Source organism: Mesorhizobium sp. USDA 4132 (assembly GCF_056279545.1).
Genome location: NZ_JBWCCP010000001.1, coordinates 3,777,456 through 3,793,399, shown reverse-complemented (window position 1 = coordinate 3,793,399; position 15,944 = coordinate 3,777,456). Strand labels below are relative to the sequence as shown.

General features: G+C 62.2%; 14 protein-coding genes. 1 reads left to right on the top strand and 13 read right to left on the bottom strand.

Annotated elements, in window-relative coordinates:
- Positions 1–5 precede the first annotated feature (5 nt).
- The 8 genes from ACZ9IU_RS19220 to ACZ9IU_RS19185 form a co-directional block, all read right to left on the bottom strand.
- Positions 6–857: a formate/nitrite transporter family protein gene (locus ACZ9IU_RS19220; protein ID WP_038545926.1), complete on the bottom strand. Its 852-nt coding sequence runs from the start codon at positions 855–857 to the stop codon at positions 6–8.
- 48 nt (positions 858–905) lie between these two features.
- Entirely contained in the window at positions 906–1,241 is a 336-nt protein-coding gene (gene nirD, locus ACZ9IU_RS19215) for a nitrite reductase small subunit NirD (RefSeq protein ID WP_038545923.1), read from the bottom strand.
- 4 nt (positions 1,242–1,245) lie between these two features.
- On the bottom strand, positions 1,246–3,696 hold the full coding sequence (nirB, locus tag ACZ9IU_RS19210) for a nitrite reductase large subunit NirB (protein ID WP_038545920.1): 2,451 nt from the start codon (positions 3,694–3,696) through the stop codon (positions 1,246–1,248).
- A 5-nt stretch (positions 3,697–3,701) separates the two neighbouring features.
- Entirely contained in the window at positions 3,702–4,499 is a 798-nt protein-coding gene (locus ACZ9IU_RS19205) for an ABC transporter ATP-binding protein (protein ID WP_038545917.1), read from the bottom strand.
- A gap of 10 nt (positions 4,500–4,509) precedes the next feature.
- Positions 4,510–5,403, bottom strand: coding sequence for a nitrate ABC transporter permease (gene ntrB / locus ACZ9IU_RS19200; RefSeq protein WP_038545914.1), 894 nt, complete (start codon positions 5,401–5,403; stop codon positions 4,510–4,512).
- A gap of 62 nt (positions 5,404–5,465) precedes the next feature.
- Positions 5,466–6,779, bottom strand: a complete 1,314-nt coding sequence (locus ACZ9IU_RS19195; RefSeq protein WP_038545911.1) for a CmpA/NrtA family ABC transporter substrate-binding protein — start codon at positions 6,777–6,779, stop codon at positions 5,466–5,468.
- A 350-nt stretch (positions 6,780–7,129) separates the two neighbouring features.
- Positions 7,130–8,407: a CmpA/NrtA family ABC transporter substrate-binding protein gene (locus ACZ9IU_RS19190; RefSeq protein WP_157885175.1), complete on the bottom strand. Its 1,278-nt coding sequence runs from the start codon at positions 8,405–8,407 to the stop codon at positions 7,130–7,132.
- Positions 8,408–8,444: 37 nt separating this feature from the next.
- The gene (locus tag ACZ9IU_RS19185) at positions 8,445–9,032 is read right to left on the bottom strand and encodes an ANTAR domain-containing response regulator (protein WP_038545908.1); all 588 of its coding nucleotides are present in this window, start codon (positions 9,030–9,032) and stop codon (positions 8,445–8,447) included.
- A 151-nt stretch (positions 9,033–9,183) separates the two neighbouring features.
- Here ACZ9IU_RS19185 and ACZ9IU_RS19180 point away from each other — a divergent pair, with 151 nt between their 5' ends.
- Positions 9,184–11,625 carry a DNA translocase FtsK gene (locus tag ACZ9IU_RS19180; protein ID WP_051899831.1) on the top strand — a complete coding sequence of 814 codons (2,442 nt, stop codon included), beginning with the start codon at positions 9,184–9,186 and terminating at the stop codon, positions 11,623–11,625.
- A gap of 13 nt (positions 11,626–11,638) precedes the next feature.
- Here ACZ9IU_RS19180 and ACZ9IU_RS19175 read toward each other — a convergent pair whose 3' ends face one another.
- From ACZ9IU_RS19175 to ACZ9IU_RS19155, 5 genes are all read right to left on the bottom strand, one after another.
- Positions 11,639–11,968, bottom strand: a complete 330-nt coding sequence (locus ACZ9IU_RS19175; RefSeq protein ID WP_157885174.1) for a hypothetical protein — start codon at positions 11,966–11,968, stop codon at positions 11,639–11,641.
- A gap of 29 nt (positions 11,969–11,997) precedes the next feature.
- On the bottom strand, positions 11,998–13,167 hold the full coding sequence (locus ACZ9IU_RS19170) for a pyridoxal phosphate-dependent aminotransferase (protein ID WP_038545903.1): 1,170 nt from the start codon (positions 13,165–13,167) through the stop codon (positions 11,998–12,000).
- A gap of 93 nt (positions 13,168–13,260) precedes the next feature.
- Positions 13,261–13,794, bottom strand: coding sequence for an NADH-dependent FMN reductase SmoA (gene smoA / locus ACZ9IU_RS19165; protein ID WP_038549682.1), 534 nt, complete (start codon positions 13,792–13,794; stop codon positions 13,261–13,263).
- On the bottom strand, positions 13,794–14,702 hold the full coding sequence (locus ACZ9IU_RS19160; protein WP_038545901.1) for an aldo/keto reductase: 909 nt from the start codon (positions 14,700–14,702) through the stop codon (positions 13,794–13,796). The genes smoA and ACZ9IU_RS19160 overlap by 1 nt, the downstream gene beginning before the upstream one ends.
- Positions 14,702–15,859 carry an LLM class flavin-dependent oxidoreductase gene (locus ACZ9IU_RS19155; protein ID WP_038545896.1) on the bottom strand — a complete coding sequence of 386 codons (1,158 nt, stop codon included), beginning with the start codon at positions 15,857–15,859 and terminating at the stop codon, positions 14,702–14,704. The genes ACZ9IU_RS19160 and ACZ9IU_RS19155 overlap by 1 nt, the downstream gene beginning before the upstream one ends.
- Positions 15,860–15,944: the final 85 nt, after the last annotated feature.

Genomic DNA, 15,944 nt, shown 5'->3' with positions numbered 1-15,944 from the left:
TCGGTTCACTCCGCCGGAACGCCGGCAGGATTGCCGATATGGCCAGCCGGAACGCTCTGCTTGTTCTTCTTGCGGCCATGGGTCGAATAGAGGGTGAGGCCGACGAAGGTGAGGCCGCCGACAAGATTGCCGATGACGGTCGGGATTTCGTTCCAGATCATGTAATCCATGAACGAGAACTTGCCGCCCAGCAGCAGGCCGGAAGGGAACAGGAACATGTTCACGATGGAATGTTCGAAACCCATGTAGAAGAACAGCATGATCGGCATCCACATGCCGATGACCTTGCCGGATACGGAGGTCGACATCATCGCGGCGACGACACCGGTCGAAACCATCCAGTTGCAGAGAACGCCGCGGATGAAGAGCGTCAGCATGCCCGCTGCGCCGTGGGCGGCATACCCCAGCGTGCGACCTTCGCCGATATGGCCGATCCTCTGGCCAACCTCGTTGGGCACCTCGCTGAAACCGAAGGTGAAGATGATCGCCATCATCACCGCAACGAGGAAGGCGCCGGCGAAATTGCCGATGAAGACGAGCGTCCAGTTACGCAGCACGCCGCCGGCGGTCGCTCCCGGCCGCTTGTCGATCAGCGCGAGAGGCGAGAGCGTAAAGACACCCGTCAGGAGATCGAAGCCCATCAGATAGAGGAGGCAGAAGCCGACCGGGAAGAGGATTGCGCCGGCAAGCGCATTGCCGGTCTGCACCGTGATGGTGACGGCAAAGGCGGCGGAAAGCGCAAGGATTGCGCCCGCCATGAAAGCCCGGATCAAGGTATCGCGCGTGGACATGAAGATCTTCGCCTCGCCGGCGTCGATCATCTTCGTCACGAATTCCGTTGGTGTGACATAGGACATTTTTTTCTCGTCTCCCTAGAGCGTAGTCGTTTGAAATGGCCGCGCCGATTATTCGGCTGCGGCCAGCTGTTCTTCGAGTGCCATGAAGATGTCTTCGCCGCGCAGTTCGAGCCGGATGGTCCGGACCGAACCTTCGTCGGCGCCGAGCGCCTTGCCGGTTTCGAGCGAGATCACCCAGTTGTGCAGTGGACACGTCACCGAGGTGCCGTGCACGATGCCCTGGCTGAGCGGTCCACCCTTGTGAGGGCAGTGATCTTCGATGGCGAAGACCTGGTTTTCGGCGGTGCGGAACACGCCGATCTTGCCTTGGGGCGTCTTCACGCAGCGCGCGCCGCGGAGCGGAATGTCGGTCAGCTTGCCGATTGCGATCCAGTTCATGTCCATCTCCTCACTCGGCTGCATGCGAATAACCGACTGTCGCCATCGGCCGGAACTCGTGTTTGTCCTTGCCGGAGACACGCTCCGACCAGGGATCGACCTGGGCGAATTTCTGGGAGAAGACAAAGCGCTCGTAATAGGCCTGGCGCTTCTCCGTATCGGTCATGATCTGCCGGCGGATTTCGTCGAGGCCGATGCGCTTCGCCCATTTGTAGATGCGCTCGAGATAACGACCCTGTTCGCGGTACATCTGCGTGAGTGCGACGATGTATTCGAGCGCCTCGTCCTCGGTCTTCACCAGGCCGAGCACTTCGGTGCCCTTGATGTCGAGGCCGGCAGCGCCTGCGAAATGGATCTCGAAGCCCGAGTCCACGCAGATGACGCCGATGTCCTTGCAGGTCGCTTCCGCACAGTTGCGCGGACACCCGGAGACCGCCATTTTCAGCTTGGCCGGTGTCCACGAGCCCCACATGAATTTCTCGATGCGGATGCCGAGGCCGGTCGAATCCTGCGTGCCGAAGCGGCACCAATCGGAGCCGACGCAGGTCTTCACGGTGCGCAGGCCCTTGGCATAGGCCTGGCCGGAGATGAAGCCGGCCTTGCCCAGATCGGCCCAGACGGCAGGCAGGTCTTCCTTCTCGATGCCGAGAAGGTCGATACGCTGGCCGCCGGTGACCTTCACCATCGGGATCTCGAACTTGTCGACGACGTCGGCGATCGCCCTCAATTCCTGCGAATTGGTGACGCCGCCCCACATCCGCGGCACGACGGAATAGGTGCCGTCCTTCTGGATGTTGGCGTGGACGCGTTCGTTGATGTAGCGCGACTGGTAATCGTCGGCATATTCATCCGGCCAGTCGCAGACGAGATAATAGTTGAGCGCCGGGCGGCATTTGGCGCAGCCGCAGGAGGTCTTCCATTCCAGTTCCTGCATGACCGCGGGGATGGTCTTCAGGCCCTTCGCCTTGATCAGGCGGCGGACGTCGTCGTGGCCAAGTTCGGTGCAGGTGCACATCGGCTGCACGGCCTTCGGGTTGTAGGCGTCGCCAAGCGTCAGAGCCATCAGCTGTTCGACGAGGCCGGTGCAGGTGCCGCAGGAGGCGGAAGCCTTGGTGTGGGCGCGCACGTCGTCGAGCGATGTCAGGCCCTTGGCAGTAATGGTCGAGGTGATCTTGCCCTTGCAGACGCCGTTGCAGCCGCAGATTTCCGCATCATCCGGCAAGGCTGCAACGGCCGCCATAGGGTCCAACGGGGACCCTCCCTGGTAGGCCTGGCCGAAGATCAGCGTATCGCGCATCTCCGTGATATCGGTCGCCTTCTTCTTCAGGTCGTTGAACCAGGCGCCGTCTGAGGTCTCGCCGTAAAGAACCGTGCCGATGATGCGGTTGTTCTTCAGGACGAGGCGCTTGTAGATGCCGGCGGTAGCATCGCGCAGCACGATTTCCTGCCGATCGTCACCGTCGGCGAAGTCGCCGAGCGAATAGAGGTCGATGCCGGTGACCTTGAGTTTGGTGGGCGTGTCGGAATGCACGAAGGCCGGCTTCGTATCGCCTGCCAGATGCGATGCCGCGATACGGGCCATTTCGTAGAGCGGTGCGACGAGGCCATAGACCATGCCGCCCACTTCGGCGCATTCGCCGATGGAATAGATGTCGCCGTCAGACGTCTGCATTCCCGCATCGACGACGATGCCGCGATTGACCGCAAGGCCTGCTTCCTTGGCGAGGCCGGCGCTCGGGCGGATGCCGACGGCCATGACCACCAGCGTCGCCGGGATGATCGTGCCGTTGTCGAGTTCGACGCCCTCGACCTTGCCATTGCCGATGATCTGTTTGGTATTGGCCTTGCAGATCACCTTGATGCCGCGTTCTTCGACGGCCTTCTGCAGCAGGTAACCGGCGGCCGGATCGAGCTGGCGCTCCATCAGCGTCGGCATCACGTGCAGCACGGTCACGTCCATGCCGCGCTGGGCAAGACCGGCTGCCGCTTCGAGACCGAGCAGACCGCCACCGATGACGATCGCCTTTTCGCGCGACTGGGCGGCGAGAAGCATGGCCTGGACGTCGTCGAGGTCGCGATAAGTGATGACGCCCGGCAGGTCCTTGCCCGGCACCGGGATGATGAACGGCACCGAACCGGTGGCGATCACCAGCTTGTCGTAGCTTTCGGTAACGCCGTGATCGGAGGTAACGGTCTTCGCCGCCCGGTCGATCGCAACGATCTTGTGGCCCTTGTAGAGGGTGATCCCGTGGTCGATGTACCAGCCGTCGCCATGGATGACGATCTGCTCGAAGCTCTTTTCGCCGGAGAGGACCGGCGAGAGCATGATGCGGTCGTAGTTGACGCGCGGTTCGGCGTTGAAGATCGTGACGTCGTAGCGGCCGGGCGCCTGTTCGAAGAGGTGTTCCAGCATGCGTCCCGGCGCCATGCCATTGCCGATGATGATGAGTTTTTCTGTCATGGTTTTTACTCCGCGGCTTCAACGAAGCGGTGGCGTTCGTAGAGGAATTTCAGGACTGCCTCGCGGCACTTGAGATATGTTCTGTCCGAGGCGAGCTCGATACGATTGCGCGGCCGGGGGATCGGCACATCGAGCACCTCGCCAATCTTGGCGGCCGGGCCGTTGGTCATCATCACGATGCGGTCGGAAAGCAGTACTGCCTCGTCGACATCGTGGGTGATCATCACCATCGTGTTGCCGAGGCGCGAATGGATCTCCATGACCGCGTCCTGCAGATGGGCACGGGTCAGCGCGTCCAGCGCGCCGAAGGGCTCGTCGAGCAGCAGGATCTTCGGTTCCATGGCGAGTGCCCGGGCAATGCCGACGCGCTGCTTCATGCCGCCCGAAATCTCGGATGGACGCTTGTCCTTGGCATGGGCCATCTGCACGAGGTCCAGATTGGCCATGACCCATTCGTGCCGTTCGGTCCGGCTCTTGGTGCGGCCGAAGACCTTTGAGACGGCGAGGTTGACGTTTTCGTAGACCGTCAGCCAGGGCAGCAGCGAATGGTTCTGGAAAACGACGGCGCGTTCCGGACCCGGCGCATTGACCTCACGATTTTCGAGCAGGACAGCTCCTGCCGAGACGGGTGTCAGACCGGCGATGAGGTTGAGGAGCGTGGACTTGCCGCAGCCGGAATGGCCGATGATCGAAACGAACTCGGCCTTGGAGATCGTCAGGTTGATATCCTTCAGAACTTCGGCACGATTGCCGCCGCGGTCAAAATGTTTGTCGATATGGTCGAGCTTCAGATAGGCGTTCATGGTCCGCTCCTCAGTTTGCCGAAGCGCCGCGGGTGATGATCTTGCCGAGCGCGGAAACCAACTTGTCGAGGGCGAAGCCGACGACGCCGATATAGGCCAGCGCGACGATGATGTCGGGCAGGCGCGAAGAGTTCCACGCGTCCCAGATGAAGAAGCCGATGCCGACGCCGCCGGTCAGCATCTCGGCGGCGACGATCGCCAGCCAGGAGAGACCGATTCCGATCCTGAGGCCCGTGAAGATGTACGGGGCTGCCGACGGAAGCATGATCTTGAAGAAGAATTCGATCTGGTTCAGCCGCAGCACCTGCGCGACGTTGCGATAGTCCTGCGGGATGTTGCGCACGCCGACGGCGGTGTTGATGATGACAGGCCAGATCGAGGTGATGAAGATCACGAAGATCGCAGAGGGGTTCGAGTCCTGGAAGGCGGCGAGCGACAGCGGCAGCCAGGCGAGTGGCGGCACGGTGCGCAGCACCTGGAAGATCGGGTCGAGCCCGCGCATCGCCCAGACGGATTGGCCGATGATCGCGCCGATCAACACCCCGGCTACGGACGCAAGACCGAAGCCATAGGCGACGCGCTGCAGCGACACGAGGACGCGCAGCCCCAGGCCGATATCCTGCGAACCGTTGTAGAAGAATGGCGAGACGATCAGGTCATAGCTTTGCTGCCAGACGACATGCGGCGAAGGAAGCGAGGCATTCGGCGCCGAACAGAGGACTTGCCAGACGAGCAGGATCAGCGCCAGCACGATAACCGGCGGCACGACGTTGCGCAGTGTCGTCATGCCGATCTGCTTGAAATCGATCCTCGATACGGGCTTGCCGGAAAAGGGGACGATAGTTGCTGCCGGCTTTGCGGTAGCGACTGCGGAAACATTTTCTTTTTTTGCCAGGGCGGACATCTGCGCGCTCCTTAGAAAGGGAAAAGGCCGGCGCGTGCGTCCACGCGCCGGAGGTGGGGAAATCAGGACGCGGCCTTGATGGAAAGGCTGTCGAGATAGGCCGAGGGGTTTTCCGGATCGAAGACCTTGCCGTCGAAGAAGGTTTCCTTGCCGCGCGAGGAGGAAGCCGGGATGTCGGCTGCCGCGACACCGAGATCCTTGGCGGCATCGCGCCAGATGTCCTCGCGGTTCACCTGGTTGACCAGCGCCTTGATGTCGGTATTGCCCGGAAGGTAACCCCAGCGGATGTTCTCGGCCATGAACCAGGTGTCATGGCTCTTGAACGGATAGGACGCGCCGTCCTTCCAGAACTTCATGTACAGGTCGGTGCCCGGAACCATGCGGCCGTTGCCGTAGTTGATATCGCCCTTCAGGCGTCCGAGGACGTCCTTCGGCGGCACGTTGAACCACTGGCGGCGTCCGAGGATCTCGGCCATCTCCGCCTTGTTGTCCATGCTTTCGCACCATTGCTGGGCCTCCATGACAGCCATCAGCAGAGCCTTGGCGGCGTTCGGATTCTTCTCGATCCAGTCGGCGCGCAGGCCGAGCGCCTTTTCCGGATGGCCCTTCCAGAGTTCGCCGGTGGTGGCGGCGGTGAAGCCGATGCCCTGGTTGACGAGTTGCTCGTTCCAAGGTTCGCCGACACAGAAGACGTCCATGTTGCCGACCTTCATATTCGCCACCATCTGCGGCGGCGGCACGACGATGGTCGAGACGTCCTTGTTGGGATCGATGCCGCCGGCGGCGAGCCAGTAGCGGATCCAGAGGTCATGGGTGCCGCCCGGGAAGGTCATGGCGGCCTTGATCTCCTTGCCCTCCGCCTTCTTCTTCTCAAACGCCGCCTTCAGCTTGGAGGCATCGAGCTGCACGCCGGTCTCGGCATATTCCTTGGCGACCGAAATGCCCTGGCTGTCGAGGTTGAGGCGGGCGAGAATCGCCATCGGCACCGGCTTGTTGTTCTGGGTCACCTTGCCGGTGTGCATCAGGTAGGGGAGCGGCGAGAGGATATGGGCGCCGTCGATGCCGTTGGCGGCACCGCCAAGCACGAGGTTGTCGCGGGTCGCACCCCAGGAAGCCTGCTTGGCGACGTCGACATCGGGGAGGCCGTGCTTGTCGAAGAAACCCTTTTCCTTGGCGATGACCAGCGGGGCGGCGTCGGTGAGCGCGATGTAGCCGAGCTTGATGCCTTTGACTTCCGGGCCGGCCCCGGCTGCGAAGGCGCCGGACGGGAATGCGGTCTTGACGGCGCCGACGAGGGCGACAGTGGCTGTGGTCTTGATCAGGCTGCGGCGGGTGATGCCGCTCGTCAAAATCCCAGTCTTCGAAATCTTGGTCATGCGCAGGTTCCCTCTGCTGGTTCTTAGGAATTCAGGCACAAAAAAACGCCGCTTGGAGATTGCGCCTGCGGAAACTGGGAGGAGTTTCCGGGCAGCAAAAACCTTGCGACGTCGATGTCTCTGGAAGCGCTTATCGCGCGCTTATCTGCTCCAATCGCCATTGACTGGGGCGATTATGAAGAAGCAAGCGGCGTGCCAAGTCCAATGTAATCCTCTAGGCCGTTGAAAATGAAATGAATTTCTTCTATGAAACTTTTGGCTTAAATTGTCGGCAATCTGTGCGACTGCAATATTTTTGTGCGGTTGCTAAATTGAATGCGCGCAATTGCTGTGCAGCACATCTCGGAAGATCAGACCTCGTCGCGGTCGGCGGGGATTGCGAGAGAGCTGCTGACGGCGAAATTTTCGACATAGGTCGAAACCTCGGAAGGGTCGAAGACATGGCCGTCCATAAAGCGGTCGCCGTCGCGGTCGCCTTCGACGCCGATGTCGGGTTGCGTCGGCCCGATGCCGAGCGCGGTCCGATAGAGATCGGGACGATAGGCTGCCGCCGCGGCGGCCAAACCGTCCTCGCTGAACTCTATCTGGCCCCAGCGGATCATCTGGCTGTAGAGCCATAATGCGTGGCTTGGCCGCGGGTAGTTCGCAAAGCCGCGATGGAAGGTGAAATAATCGGCGATGACGCGCCGGTTGCCCTTGGCGTCGAGGCTGAATTCGCCGGACAGCACATGACGAATGATATTGACCGGGGCGCCGATGAAGCGGGGGCCGGCCAGGACTTCCGCCAGCGCATCATGGTTCTCCGCCTTGTCGCACCAGCGGGCTGCGGCATCGAGCGCGACGATGAGCCGGGAAACGGTTTCGGGATGGCTTTCGGCCCATTGCGGCCGCATGGCGATCACCTTTTCCGGCGCCGACGGCCAGATGTCCTGCTTGGCGGCGACGATGCGGCCGACACCGCGTTCGGAGGCGACCATGTTCCAAGGCGCGCCGACACAGAAACCGTCGATGGCGCCGGCTGCCAGCGCATCCGATGTCAGCGGTGGCGGAACGACGACAAGCTTGACGTCACGGTCCGGATCGATGCCGCCGGCGGCGAGCCAGTAGCGGAATTCGTAATTGTGCGAAGAGAACGGATAGGTCATGCCGAGCGTCGGCAGGGTCTCGGCATTGGCCTTCATGCTGCGGATCACGGTTGCCAGGGCCTGGGCATTTTCCAGCGCTCCCGCAGTCTCGGAAAGACCGGCCGTCTCGCGCATCCGGTCGAAGAGGCGGGTCGAGAGCGTGATCGCATTGCCGCCGCGGCCGAGCGAAAACGGCGTGATGGTCGGCGAGGGGTTGGAGCCGAGGCCGAGCATCGAGGCGACGGGCATCGGCGACAGCATGTGGGCGATGTCGAACTGGCGGAAGGCGAGGCGGTCGCGGACATTGGCCCAGGAAACGTCCTTGACCAGATCGAGCGTCAGTCCTTCCTTCGCGGCAAAGCCGAATTCGGCGGCGGCGATCAGCACGGATGCATCCACCAGCGGAATAAAGCCGGCTCGCAGGACTTTGGGCCCTTCACCGTCGGCGCGGGCAGGGGCGCCGAGATTGCTTCCGGATCGGTCGGTCTTGGTCATCATGTTCACTCCGGCTTTCTCCCGGACATTTCGGTACTCGACATCATCACATCAACAAGCCCGCGGCAGTCACAACGCTCTGGGCGATATCCGATATCTTCTTCTTTTCGTTCATCGCCGTCTGGCGCAGCAGAGCGAAGGCATCCTCTTCGGAAAGGCCGCGCATCTTCATGAGGATACCCTTGGCGCGTTCGATCACCTTGCGTTCCTCGAGCGCTGACTTCGCCTCCGCGAGTTCCCGCTGAAGCCGGCTGAAGGCGTTGAAGCGGCTGACCGCCATGTCGAGGATCGCCTTGACGCGCTCCTTCTTCAGCCCGTCGACCACGTAGGCCGAGACGCCCGCATCCATCGCCGCTTCGATCAGGGCCGTATCGGAACGGTCGACGAACATGGCGATCGGCCGGCTGACGGTGCGGGTCAGTTGGAACAGATGCTCCATCATGTCGCGGTTGGGGTTCTCGATATCGATGACGATAACGTCCGGCTTCAACGTTTCGATGATGCGCGCGACGCCCTGGACCTCGTGGATGACCGTGACTTTGCTATGCCCAGCCTCCCGCAGCCCTTCCTCGATAATGGAAGCGCGGATGGCATTTTCATCGATAACCAGAATGGTGAGATCGGGTGCCGGCATCCTTATAGGAATGACGCAGCGCAGCAATCTTGGCAAGCCTGCTAATCCGCTAATCAAATCGTGCCATCATCCATCGCGTGGAAAGAACCGGTTAACCTTTATTTTCTACTTCCTGTGAGAATGTGCCGTTCCCGTATCTCGTCTGGTTGTCATGCAGTTCTCACGCAATAATCATCCCCAGAGTTCTGACCTCCCCAACGCCGAAGACGATGCCGTCGACGCGGCGCAGCAGCCTCGTCCCGCGCAGAGCCTTGCGGATTTCAATCAACCGGTTCTGGAGCAGGCGCCTTGGCAGGCGGCTTTCCGGCTGGCGCCGAACGTGCGATTCACCCGCACGCCCGAAAGCGTGCTCGCCCGCAAGGCGAATGCCGGACAGGCTCCCGAGGGGCCGGTCAATATGCCTGTTGCCGAAGAGATCGAAGTGATTCCGTCCGAAGTGTTCCTGACAGCTGCCACTCATGATTCGCCGGTAACCTATCAACCGTCCGCCGCTCCGCTCGAACAGATCGCGGGCCTGCAGCAGCTTGCCGCGACCATGCGTTACCACGTGCCGGAAACGCATTCGGTCATCGTCACGCGGCCCGAACCGGTTCAGGAGGCAACACCTCTCGTGGCGCCGCGCCAGGACATCGCGATCTCCGATTTCGCCTTCTGGGACGCCATGCCGTTCGAATTGGAAGGGCCCACTGTCATCGAGACCGAAGCCCGGCCGGTCGAGTCGAAGGTCCTGCCCGTCGTCGCGGCGCAGCCTGGCGCTCCGGTCACGGATCTCTATCGCGAAGTGCCGCGCAGGGCTGCTGCCAGGACCGTGGTCGTCGCGCCGTCTCCGAGACCGGAGCCGGTCAAGGCGCCCGGACCGGTTCAGCCCGCTCCGCAGCGCGTGGCGAAAACCAAGATACCGGTCGTCGTCGCACCCGTGTCTGCCCCTGTCGCGCAGCAGGTACCTGTACCCGCACCGGTCATGGCCGCGGAGCCTGTCGCCCTCCAACCGGCTCCTGTCCAACCCGAAATTGCACGTCCGCGGACCGTGCGGCCGGCGGAAGCGGAATACGAATTCCCGCCGATCTCGCTGCTTCAGGAACCGCAGGGCGAGCGTGGCCAGGCCATGCAGCCGGATGCCCTGCAACAGAGCGCCGGCCTGCTCGAAAGCATTCTCGAGGATTTCGGCATTCGCGGCGAGATCATCGACGTGCGGCCCGGGCCGGTCGTGACGCTTTACGAATTCGAGCCGGCGCCCGGCGTCAAATCCTCGCGTGTCATCGGCCTTGCGGACGATATCGCCCGGTCGATGTCGGCGCTGTCGGCCCGCGTCGCCGTGGTACCCGGCCGCAACGTGATCGGCATCGAACTGCCGAACGCGACGCGCGAAACCGTCTATTTCCGCGAACTGATCGAGTGCGAGGACTATTGGGAGACGAAGCACCGGCTGGCGCTCTGCCTCGGCAAGACGATCGGCGGCGAACCTGTTATCGCCGAACTCGCAAAAATGCCGCATCTGCTCGTCGCCGGCACCACCGGCTCGGGCAAGTCGGTTGCCATCAACACAATGATCCTGTCGCTTCTCTACCGGCTGCGGCCGGAGGAATGCCGGCTAATCATGATCGATCCGAAGATGCTGGAGCTTTCCGTCTATGACGGCATTCCGCACCTTTTGACCCCCGTCGTGACCGATCCCAAGAAAGCCGTCCTGGCGCTGAAATGGGCGGTTCGCGAGATGGAGGATCGCTACAAGAAGATGTCTCGCCTCGCCGTCCGCAATATCGACGGCTACAATCAGCGTGCCGCAAGCGCCCGCGAAAAAGGCGAGGTCATTTCTGTCAGCGTCCAGGCGGGCTTCGACCGGCAGACCGGCGAAATCCTCTACGAAGAGCAGGAGATGGACCTCTCGCCGATGCCCTATATCGTCGTCATCGTCGACGAGATGGCCGATCTGATGATGGTCGCCGGCAAGGATATCGAAGGCGCGATCCAGCGACTGGCGCAGATGGCACGTGCCGCCGGCATCCACCTGATCATGGCGACCCAGCGTCCCTCGGTCGATGTCATCACCGGCACGATCAAGGCCAATTTCCCGACCCGCATCTCCTTCCAGGTGACGTCGAAGATCGACAGCCGCACCATTCTCGGCGAACAAGGTGCGGAACACCTGCTCGGCCAGGGCGACATGCTGCACATGGCGGGCGGCGGGCGGATTTCCCGCGTCCACGGCCCGTTCGTCTCGGATGCCGAAGTCGAACTGGTAGTCCGTCACCTGAAGACACAAGGCCGGCCGGATTATCTCGGCACGGTCACCGAGGACGAAGACGACGAGGAAGACGAGGACGCATCGAGCCAGGAAGCGGTGTTCGACAAGAGCGCGATGGGCGGAGACGACAGCGACGAGCTTTACGACAAGGCCGTCAAAGTGGTCATGAAGGACCGCAAGTGCTCGACCTCCTATATCCAACGCCGCCTTTCGGTCGGCTACAACCGCGCCGCGTCGCTGGTGGAGCGCATGGAGCAGGAAGGCCTGGTCGGCCCCGCCAACCATGTCGGCAAACGCGAGATCATTGCCGGCGGACGTTCCGCCACAGCCGAGGATTTCGGGGACTGATCGCCGACAATTCTTACCGCTGGCGGCAGATGAAAGGCAGGAAGCTGCTCGCGGTGCCGAAATTCATCGCCGCCATGGTCAGCGCATTGGCGAGCTCGATCTCCTTGTGTGTGTGCGGGCAGACGTCCGCACCGCTCGAACAGCCATCGGCGATGAACTTTTCGTTGCCGTTGATGAACCCGGGGCTAACGCCCTCGAGCCCAATGAAATCCTTGGCCCGGTTCCAGGCGCGCTCGTAGCGGATGCATTTTTCCTTGGCCCAGGCTTCGACTTCGGCATCCTCGGCACGGGCGGGACCGAAGCTCGCCAGAGTGACGACAAGGATCAATAGAATTCTAGTCATGTGGCACCCGGATCGATGGTTCCGGCGGATTACCGGCTGCGGATATAGTCGCTGAGCCGGTTCGCGGCATCCTCGACCTGCAACGGATCGCGCAGGAAACAGGCCCGCATGAAACCCTGGCCGCCTGGGCCGAAGGCGGTTCCCGGCGCCAATCCGACGCCGGTCTTGTCGACGATCCTGAACGCCTCCCCGCGGCTGTCGGTGACGCCGTCGATCTTCAGGAAGGCATAAAGTGCGCCTGCCGGTTTTAGCGTTTCCACCCGGTTGGTGGCAATCAGCGCGTCGCAGAGGATGTCGCGGGATTTCCGCGCCCGTTCGATATTGGTGCGGACGAATTCGTCGCCCTGTTCGAGGGCGGCAATCGCGCCCTTCTGCATGAACTGGGCGACGCCGGATGTCGAATACTGGATGAGGTTGGTCAGCGTCTGGCCGATTTCAGCGGGCGCGACCATCCAGCCGACCCGCCAGCCGGTCATGCACCAGTTCTTCGAGAAGGAATTGGCGAAGATGATCCGGTCTTCCGGCTCCATGATGTCCATGAAAGACGGCGCGCGGGCGCCTTCGAAATAATAGAGGCCGTAGATCTCGTCGGCGACGATCCACAGGCCGTGCTTGCGGGCGAGTTCGAGGACGGCCTTCAGGTCGTCATGCGTCGCGGTCCAGCCGGTCGGGTTGGACGGCGAATTGATGAAGAGGGCGCTGGTCTTCGGGGTTATCGCTGCCTCCAGCCGGTCGATATCGAGCGCCCAGCGACCGTCGGTAAAGTCGAGTTCGACGGCGACCGGCTTGGCTTCCGAAACGCCGATGGCGTTGACGACATTCGGCCAGGCGGGAGAGAGGTAGACGATCTCGTTGCCGGCGGAGGCGACGGTCTGGATGGCGAGCACGATCGACTGCATGCCGGAGCCGGTGACATAAATGTTGTCGACCGACAGGTCCCGCCCATAGTGCCGCTGGTAATAACGCACGATCGACTCGCGGAGCGCCGGGATGCCCTGCGTCCAGGTGTAGAAGGTTTCGCCGGCGAGCAGGGCTTCGCTGGCGGCGCGGGTGATGAAATCGGGCGTCGGCAGATCGCCTTCGCCGATCCAGAGCGGCATCAGGTTTTCGCGGCCTCGGGCATAGGTGACGATTTCGCCAATGCCACTGCGGGGCGCTGCTGCGGCGCGGGCGCTGATCTCCGGTCTGATGATTGTCATGAATTGCCCTGTGGGTCCTGGCTGGTTTGTCGCAAAACTGACTTGGCCCAACCGCGCCCGCGGGTCAATATTTCCCGTGCCGGATTTTATTGTTTACTGGCTGGTGGTGCTCGCGAAACGGCCGAAAGTACCGCGGGAGAAACACAGCGGATCGCCTTCGCGGTGGGCTGCGCGCAACACGCGGCCGAGGATCAGCGTATGATCGCCGGCATCGTGCATCGAGGACAGCTCGCATTCGAAACGGGCGAGCGTGCCGGGTATGACCGGCACGCCTTCACGGTTCAGGTTCCAGCAAAGCTCCTCAAAGCCGAGACCGCCGCGGGTGAACCGGGCGCTGAGCAGATCCTGGTCGGCGCTGAGCACATGGATGGCGAAATGGTTCGCCGCCGTGAAGGCGCCATGACGAGACGAGCTCTTTGCCGGCGACCAGAGAACCAGCGGCGGATCGAGCGACACCGAGGTGAAGCTGTTAACCGTCATGCCGATCGGGCCATCCGGAGTTGTTGCCGTCACCACAGTCACACCGGTCGTGAACGCCCCAAGCGCGTTGCGATAATGCCGCGCGGTCGACGCATCCGGAACGAAGATCTGTTCGCTGGATATGCTTGCGGTGTCGGCAGTGATCATCATGGCACCTGCTTTCCGGTTGCGGCTGTGTAGAGTTCGAACCAGGTCTGCCGATCGATGGTAACCTTCAAGGCGTCCGCGCTCGTCGCGATGCGCGCGATATTGTTGGTTCCGATGATCGGAAGAATGTTTGCCGGGTGATGTAGTAGCCAGGCGAGCGCCACAGCCGACGCATCGACGCCTTGTTCTGCCGCTACCCGTTCCAGCGCGGCCATCAAAGGCTGGTGTTCGGGTTTGAAAATGCCGCCGCGGGCGAGCGGTGACCAGGCCATCGGCGCGATATTGCGCTCTTGCAGGTAGGCGAGATCGCCATTGGTGAATGCCTCGGAGGCGAGGAGGCTGATCTCGATCTGGTTGGTGACGAGTTCGGCCTCCATGGAGGATTGCAGCAGCGAAAAATCCCAGGGGCGGAAATTCGAGACGCCGACGGCACGCACCTTGCCGGATACGACCAGTGCATCGAGCGCCGGGCCGGTTTCGTCCGGATCCATCAACGGGTCGGGCCGGTGGATCAGCAGCAAATCGATATAGTCCGTTGCCATGTCACGCAGCGAGGCCTCGACCGAAGCGGTGATATGGGCAGCGCTCGTATCGTAGTGCTTGCCGCGGACGGCGGAGTGGCGGCCAGCCGGCGCGACGATGCCGCATTTGGTGACGATCTCGATTTTGTCGCGCAGCGAAGGCGAGGCCTTCAGCGCCCCGCCCAAAATCGCTTCCGCCGTATAGCCGCCATAGATATCGGCCTGGTCCATGGTGGTGATGCCCTGCGCCAGGCAGGCTTCGATCTTCGCCTGAACATGTTTCGGCGAGGTATCAGCATCGTCGCCGATCCGCCACATGCCATAAACGAGGCGGCTGAGCTGGAGATCGGGCGAAAGTTGAATGCGGTCTAGGTGATGAGGGGCCATCAGTGTCGTCTCCCGTTGCCGAGCGGCGTTGGGGGTGTCTCGGCCGGCACGCGGCCATAGGCATGCGGCAGCGAACAGGTCTTGAGCTCGGGCAAGACTTTCTGGCCGAAATGTTCCGCCTCGTCGAGATGCGGGTAGCCCGAAAAGATGAAGGCCCGGATGCCCATCTTTTTATACGCCTCGATTTCCGAAAGCACCTGGTCGGCGGAGCCGACAAGTGCCGCGCCGCAGCCGGAGCGAGCCCGACCGATGCCGGTCCAGAGGTGAGGTTCGACGTAGCCGAACTTGTCGGCGAGTTCACGGGCCTTCGCCTGATGCGAAACGCCGAGCGAGGTGCTGTCATGGGCGCGGTTGCGGATCAGCTGGCCGTATTCGTCGTCCAGCTTGGAGACGAGGTGTTCCGCATATTCGCGGGCCTCCTTTTCCGTGTCGCGGACGATCATGTGGACGCGCAGGCCGTAGTCCAGCGTCCGCCCATGGGCCGCGGCGCGGGCATGGACCGCCTTCATGCGTTCGGCCAACTGGTCCCTGGTTTCCGGCCACATCAGGTAGACGTCGCATTGGGCGCCGCAGAGCTCCAGCGCATCCGGCGAGTAGCCGCCGAAATAGAGAAGCGGGCCGCCGTTCTGCTGGTAGGGGCGGGCGGGCTCGGTGGTGATACCCTTGAAATTGTAGACCTCGCCCTCGTGGTCGATCGTGTCGCGGGTCCAGGCCTGGCGGAGGATCTGCACGACCTCATGGCTGCGGCGATACCGAAAGGCGCTGTCGGCGACTTCGCCGGGGAAATCGGAACTGATGACGTTGAGCGTCAACCGGCCCTTCAGCATGTGGTCGAGCGTGGCGACCGTGCGGGCGAGCATGATCGGCTGCATCTCGCCGCAGCGGATGGCAGCCAACAGATTGATCCGGTTTGTGATTTGCGAGGCGGCTGCGGCGAAGCTCAGCGTGTCCTGGCCGACCTGATAGGACGAGGGGCAGAGGATGTTGCGGAAGCCGAGCGTCTCGGCGCGCCTGACGATGTCGGAGCAATGCTCCCAGCTGGACTTCAACGCGTCATCCGGGACGCCGAGATAGGCGTAGTCGTCTGAGCACAGGGCGGCGAACCAGGATACCTCGGCGGCATCGAGATCCTGTGATGTTATGGGCACGACGGTCATCAAAATTCTCCTCGACTCCTGGGACTTGAATATCATCCGCGTTCGTGTAAATCAATAGTGTATCAATTTCGATGCGTCATTCCTC

Excerpts from the sequence above, each read along its gene's own strand:
- ACZ9IU_RS19185 (WP_038545908.1), bottom strand. The coding sequence starts at position 9,032 with ATGCCGGCACCCGATCTCACCATTCTGGTTATCGATGAAAATGCCATC.
- ACZ9IU_RS19220 (WP_038545926.1), bottom strand. The coding sequence starts at position 857 with ATGTCCTATGTCACACCAACGGAATTCGTGACGAAGATGATCGACGCC.
- smoA (WP_038549682.1), bottom strand. The coding sequence starts at position 13,794 with ATGATCACTGCCGACACCGCAAGCATATCCAGCGAACAGATCTTCGTT.
- ACZ9IU_RS19155 (WP_038545896.1), bottom strand. The coding sequence starts at position 15,859 with ATGACCGTCGTGCCCATAACATCACAGGATCTCGATGCCGCCGAGGTA.
- ACZ9IU_RS19205 (WP_038545917.1), bottom strand. The coding sequence starts at position 4,499 with ATGAACGCCTATCTGAAGCTCGACCATATCGACAAACATTTTGACCGC.
- ACZ9IU_RS19195 (WP_038545911.1), bottom strand. The coding sequence starts at position 6,779 with ATGACCAAGATTTCGAAGACTGGGATTTTGACGAGCGGCATCACCCGC.
- ACZ9IU_RS19175 (WP_157885174.1), bottom strand. The coding sequence starts at position 11,968 with ATGACTAGAATTCTATTGATCCTTGTCGTCACTCTGGCGAGCTTCGGT.
- nirD (WP_038545923.1), bottom strand. The coding sequence starts at position 1,241 with ATGGACATGAACTGGATCGCAATCGGCAAGCTGACCGACATTCCGCTC.
- ACZ9IU_RS19180 (WP_051899831.1), top strand. The coding sequence starts at position 9,184 with ATGCAGTTCTCACGCAATAATCATCCCCAGAGTTCTGACCTCCCCAAC.
- ACZ9IU_RS19170 (WP_038545903.1), bottom strand. The coding sequence starts at position 13,167 with ATGACAATCATCAGACCGGAGATCAGCGCCCGCGCCGCAGCAGCGCCC.
- ACZ9IU_RS19160 (WP_038545901.1), bottom strand. The coding sequence starts at position 14,702 with ATGGCCCCTCATCACCTAGACCGCATTCAACTTTCGCCCGATCTCCAG.
- ntrB (WP_038545914.1), bottom strand. The coding sequence starts at position 5,403 with ATGTCCGCCCTGGCAAAAAAAGAAAATGTTTCCGCAGTCGCTACCGCA.
- nirB (WP_038545920.1), bottom strand. The coding sequence starts at position 3,696 with ATGACAGAAAAACTCATCATCATCGGCAATGGCATGGCGCCGGGACGC.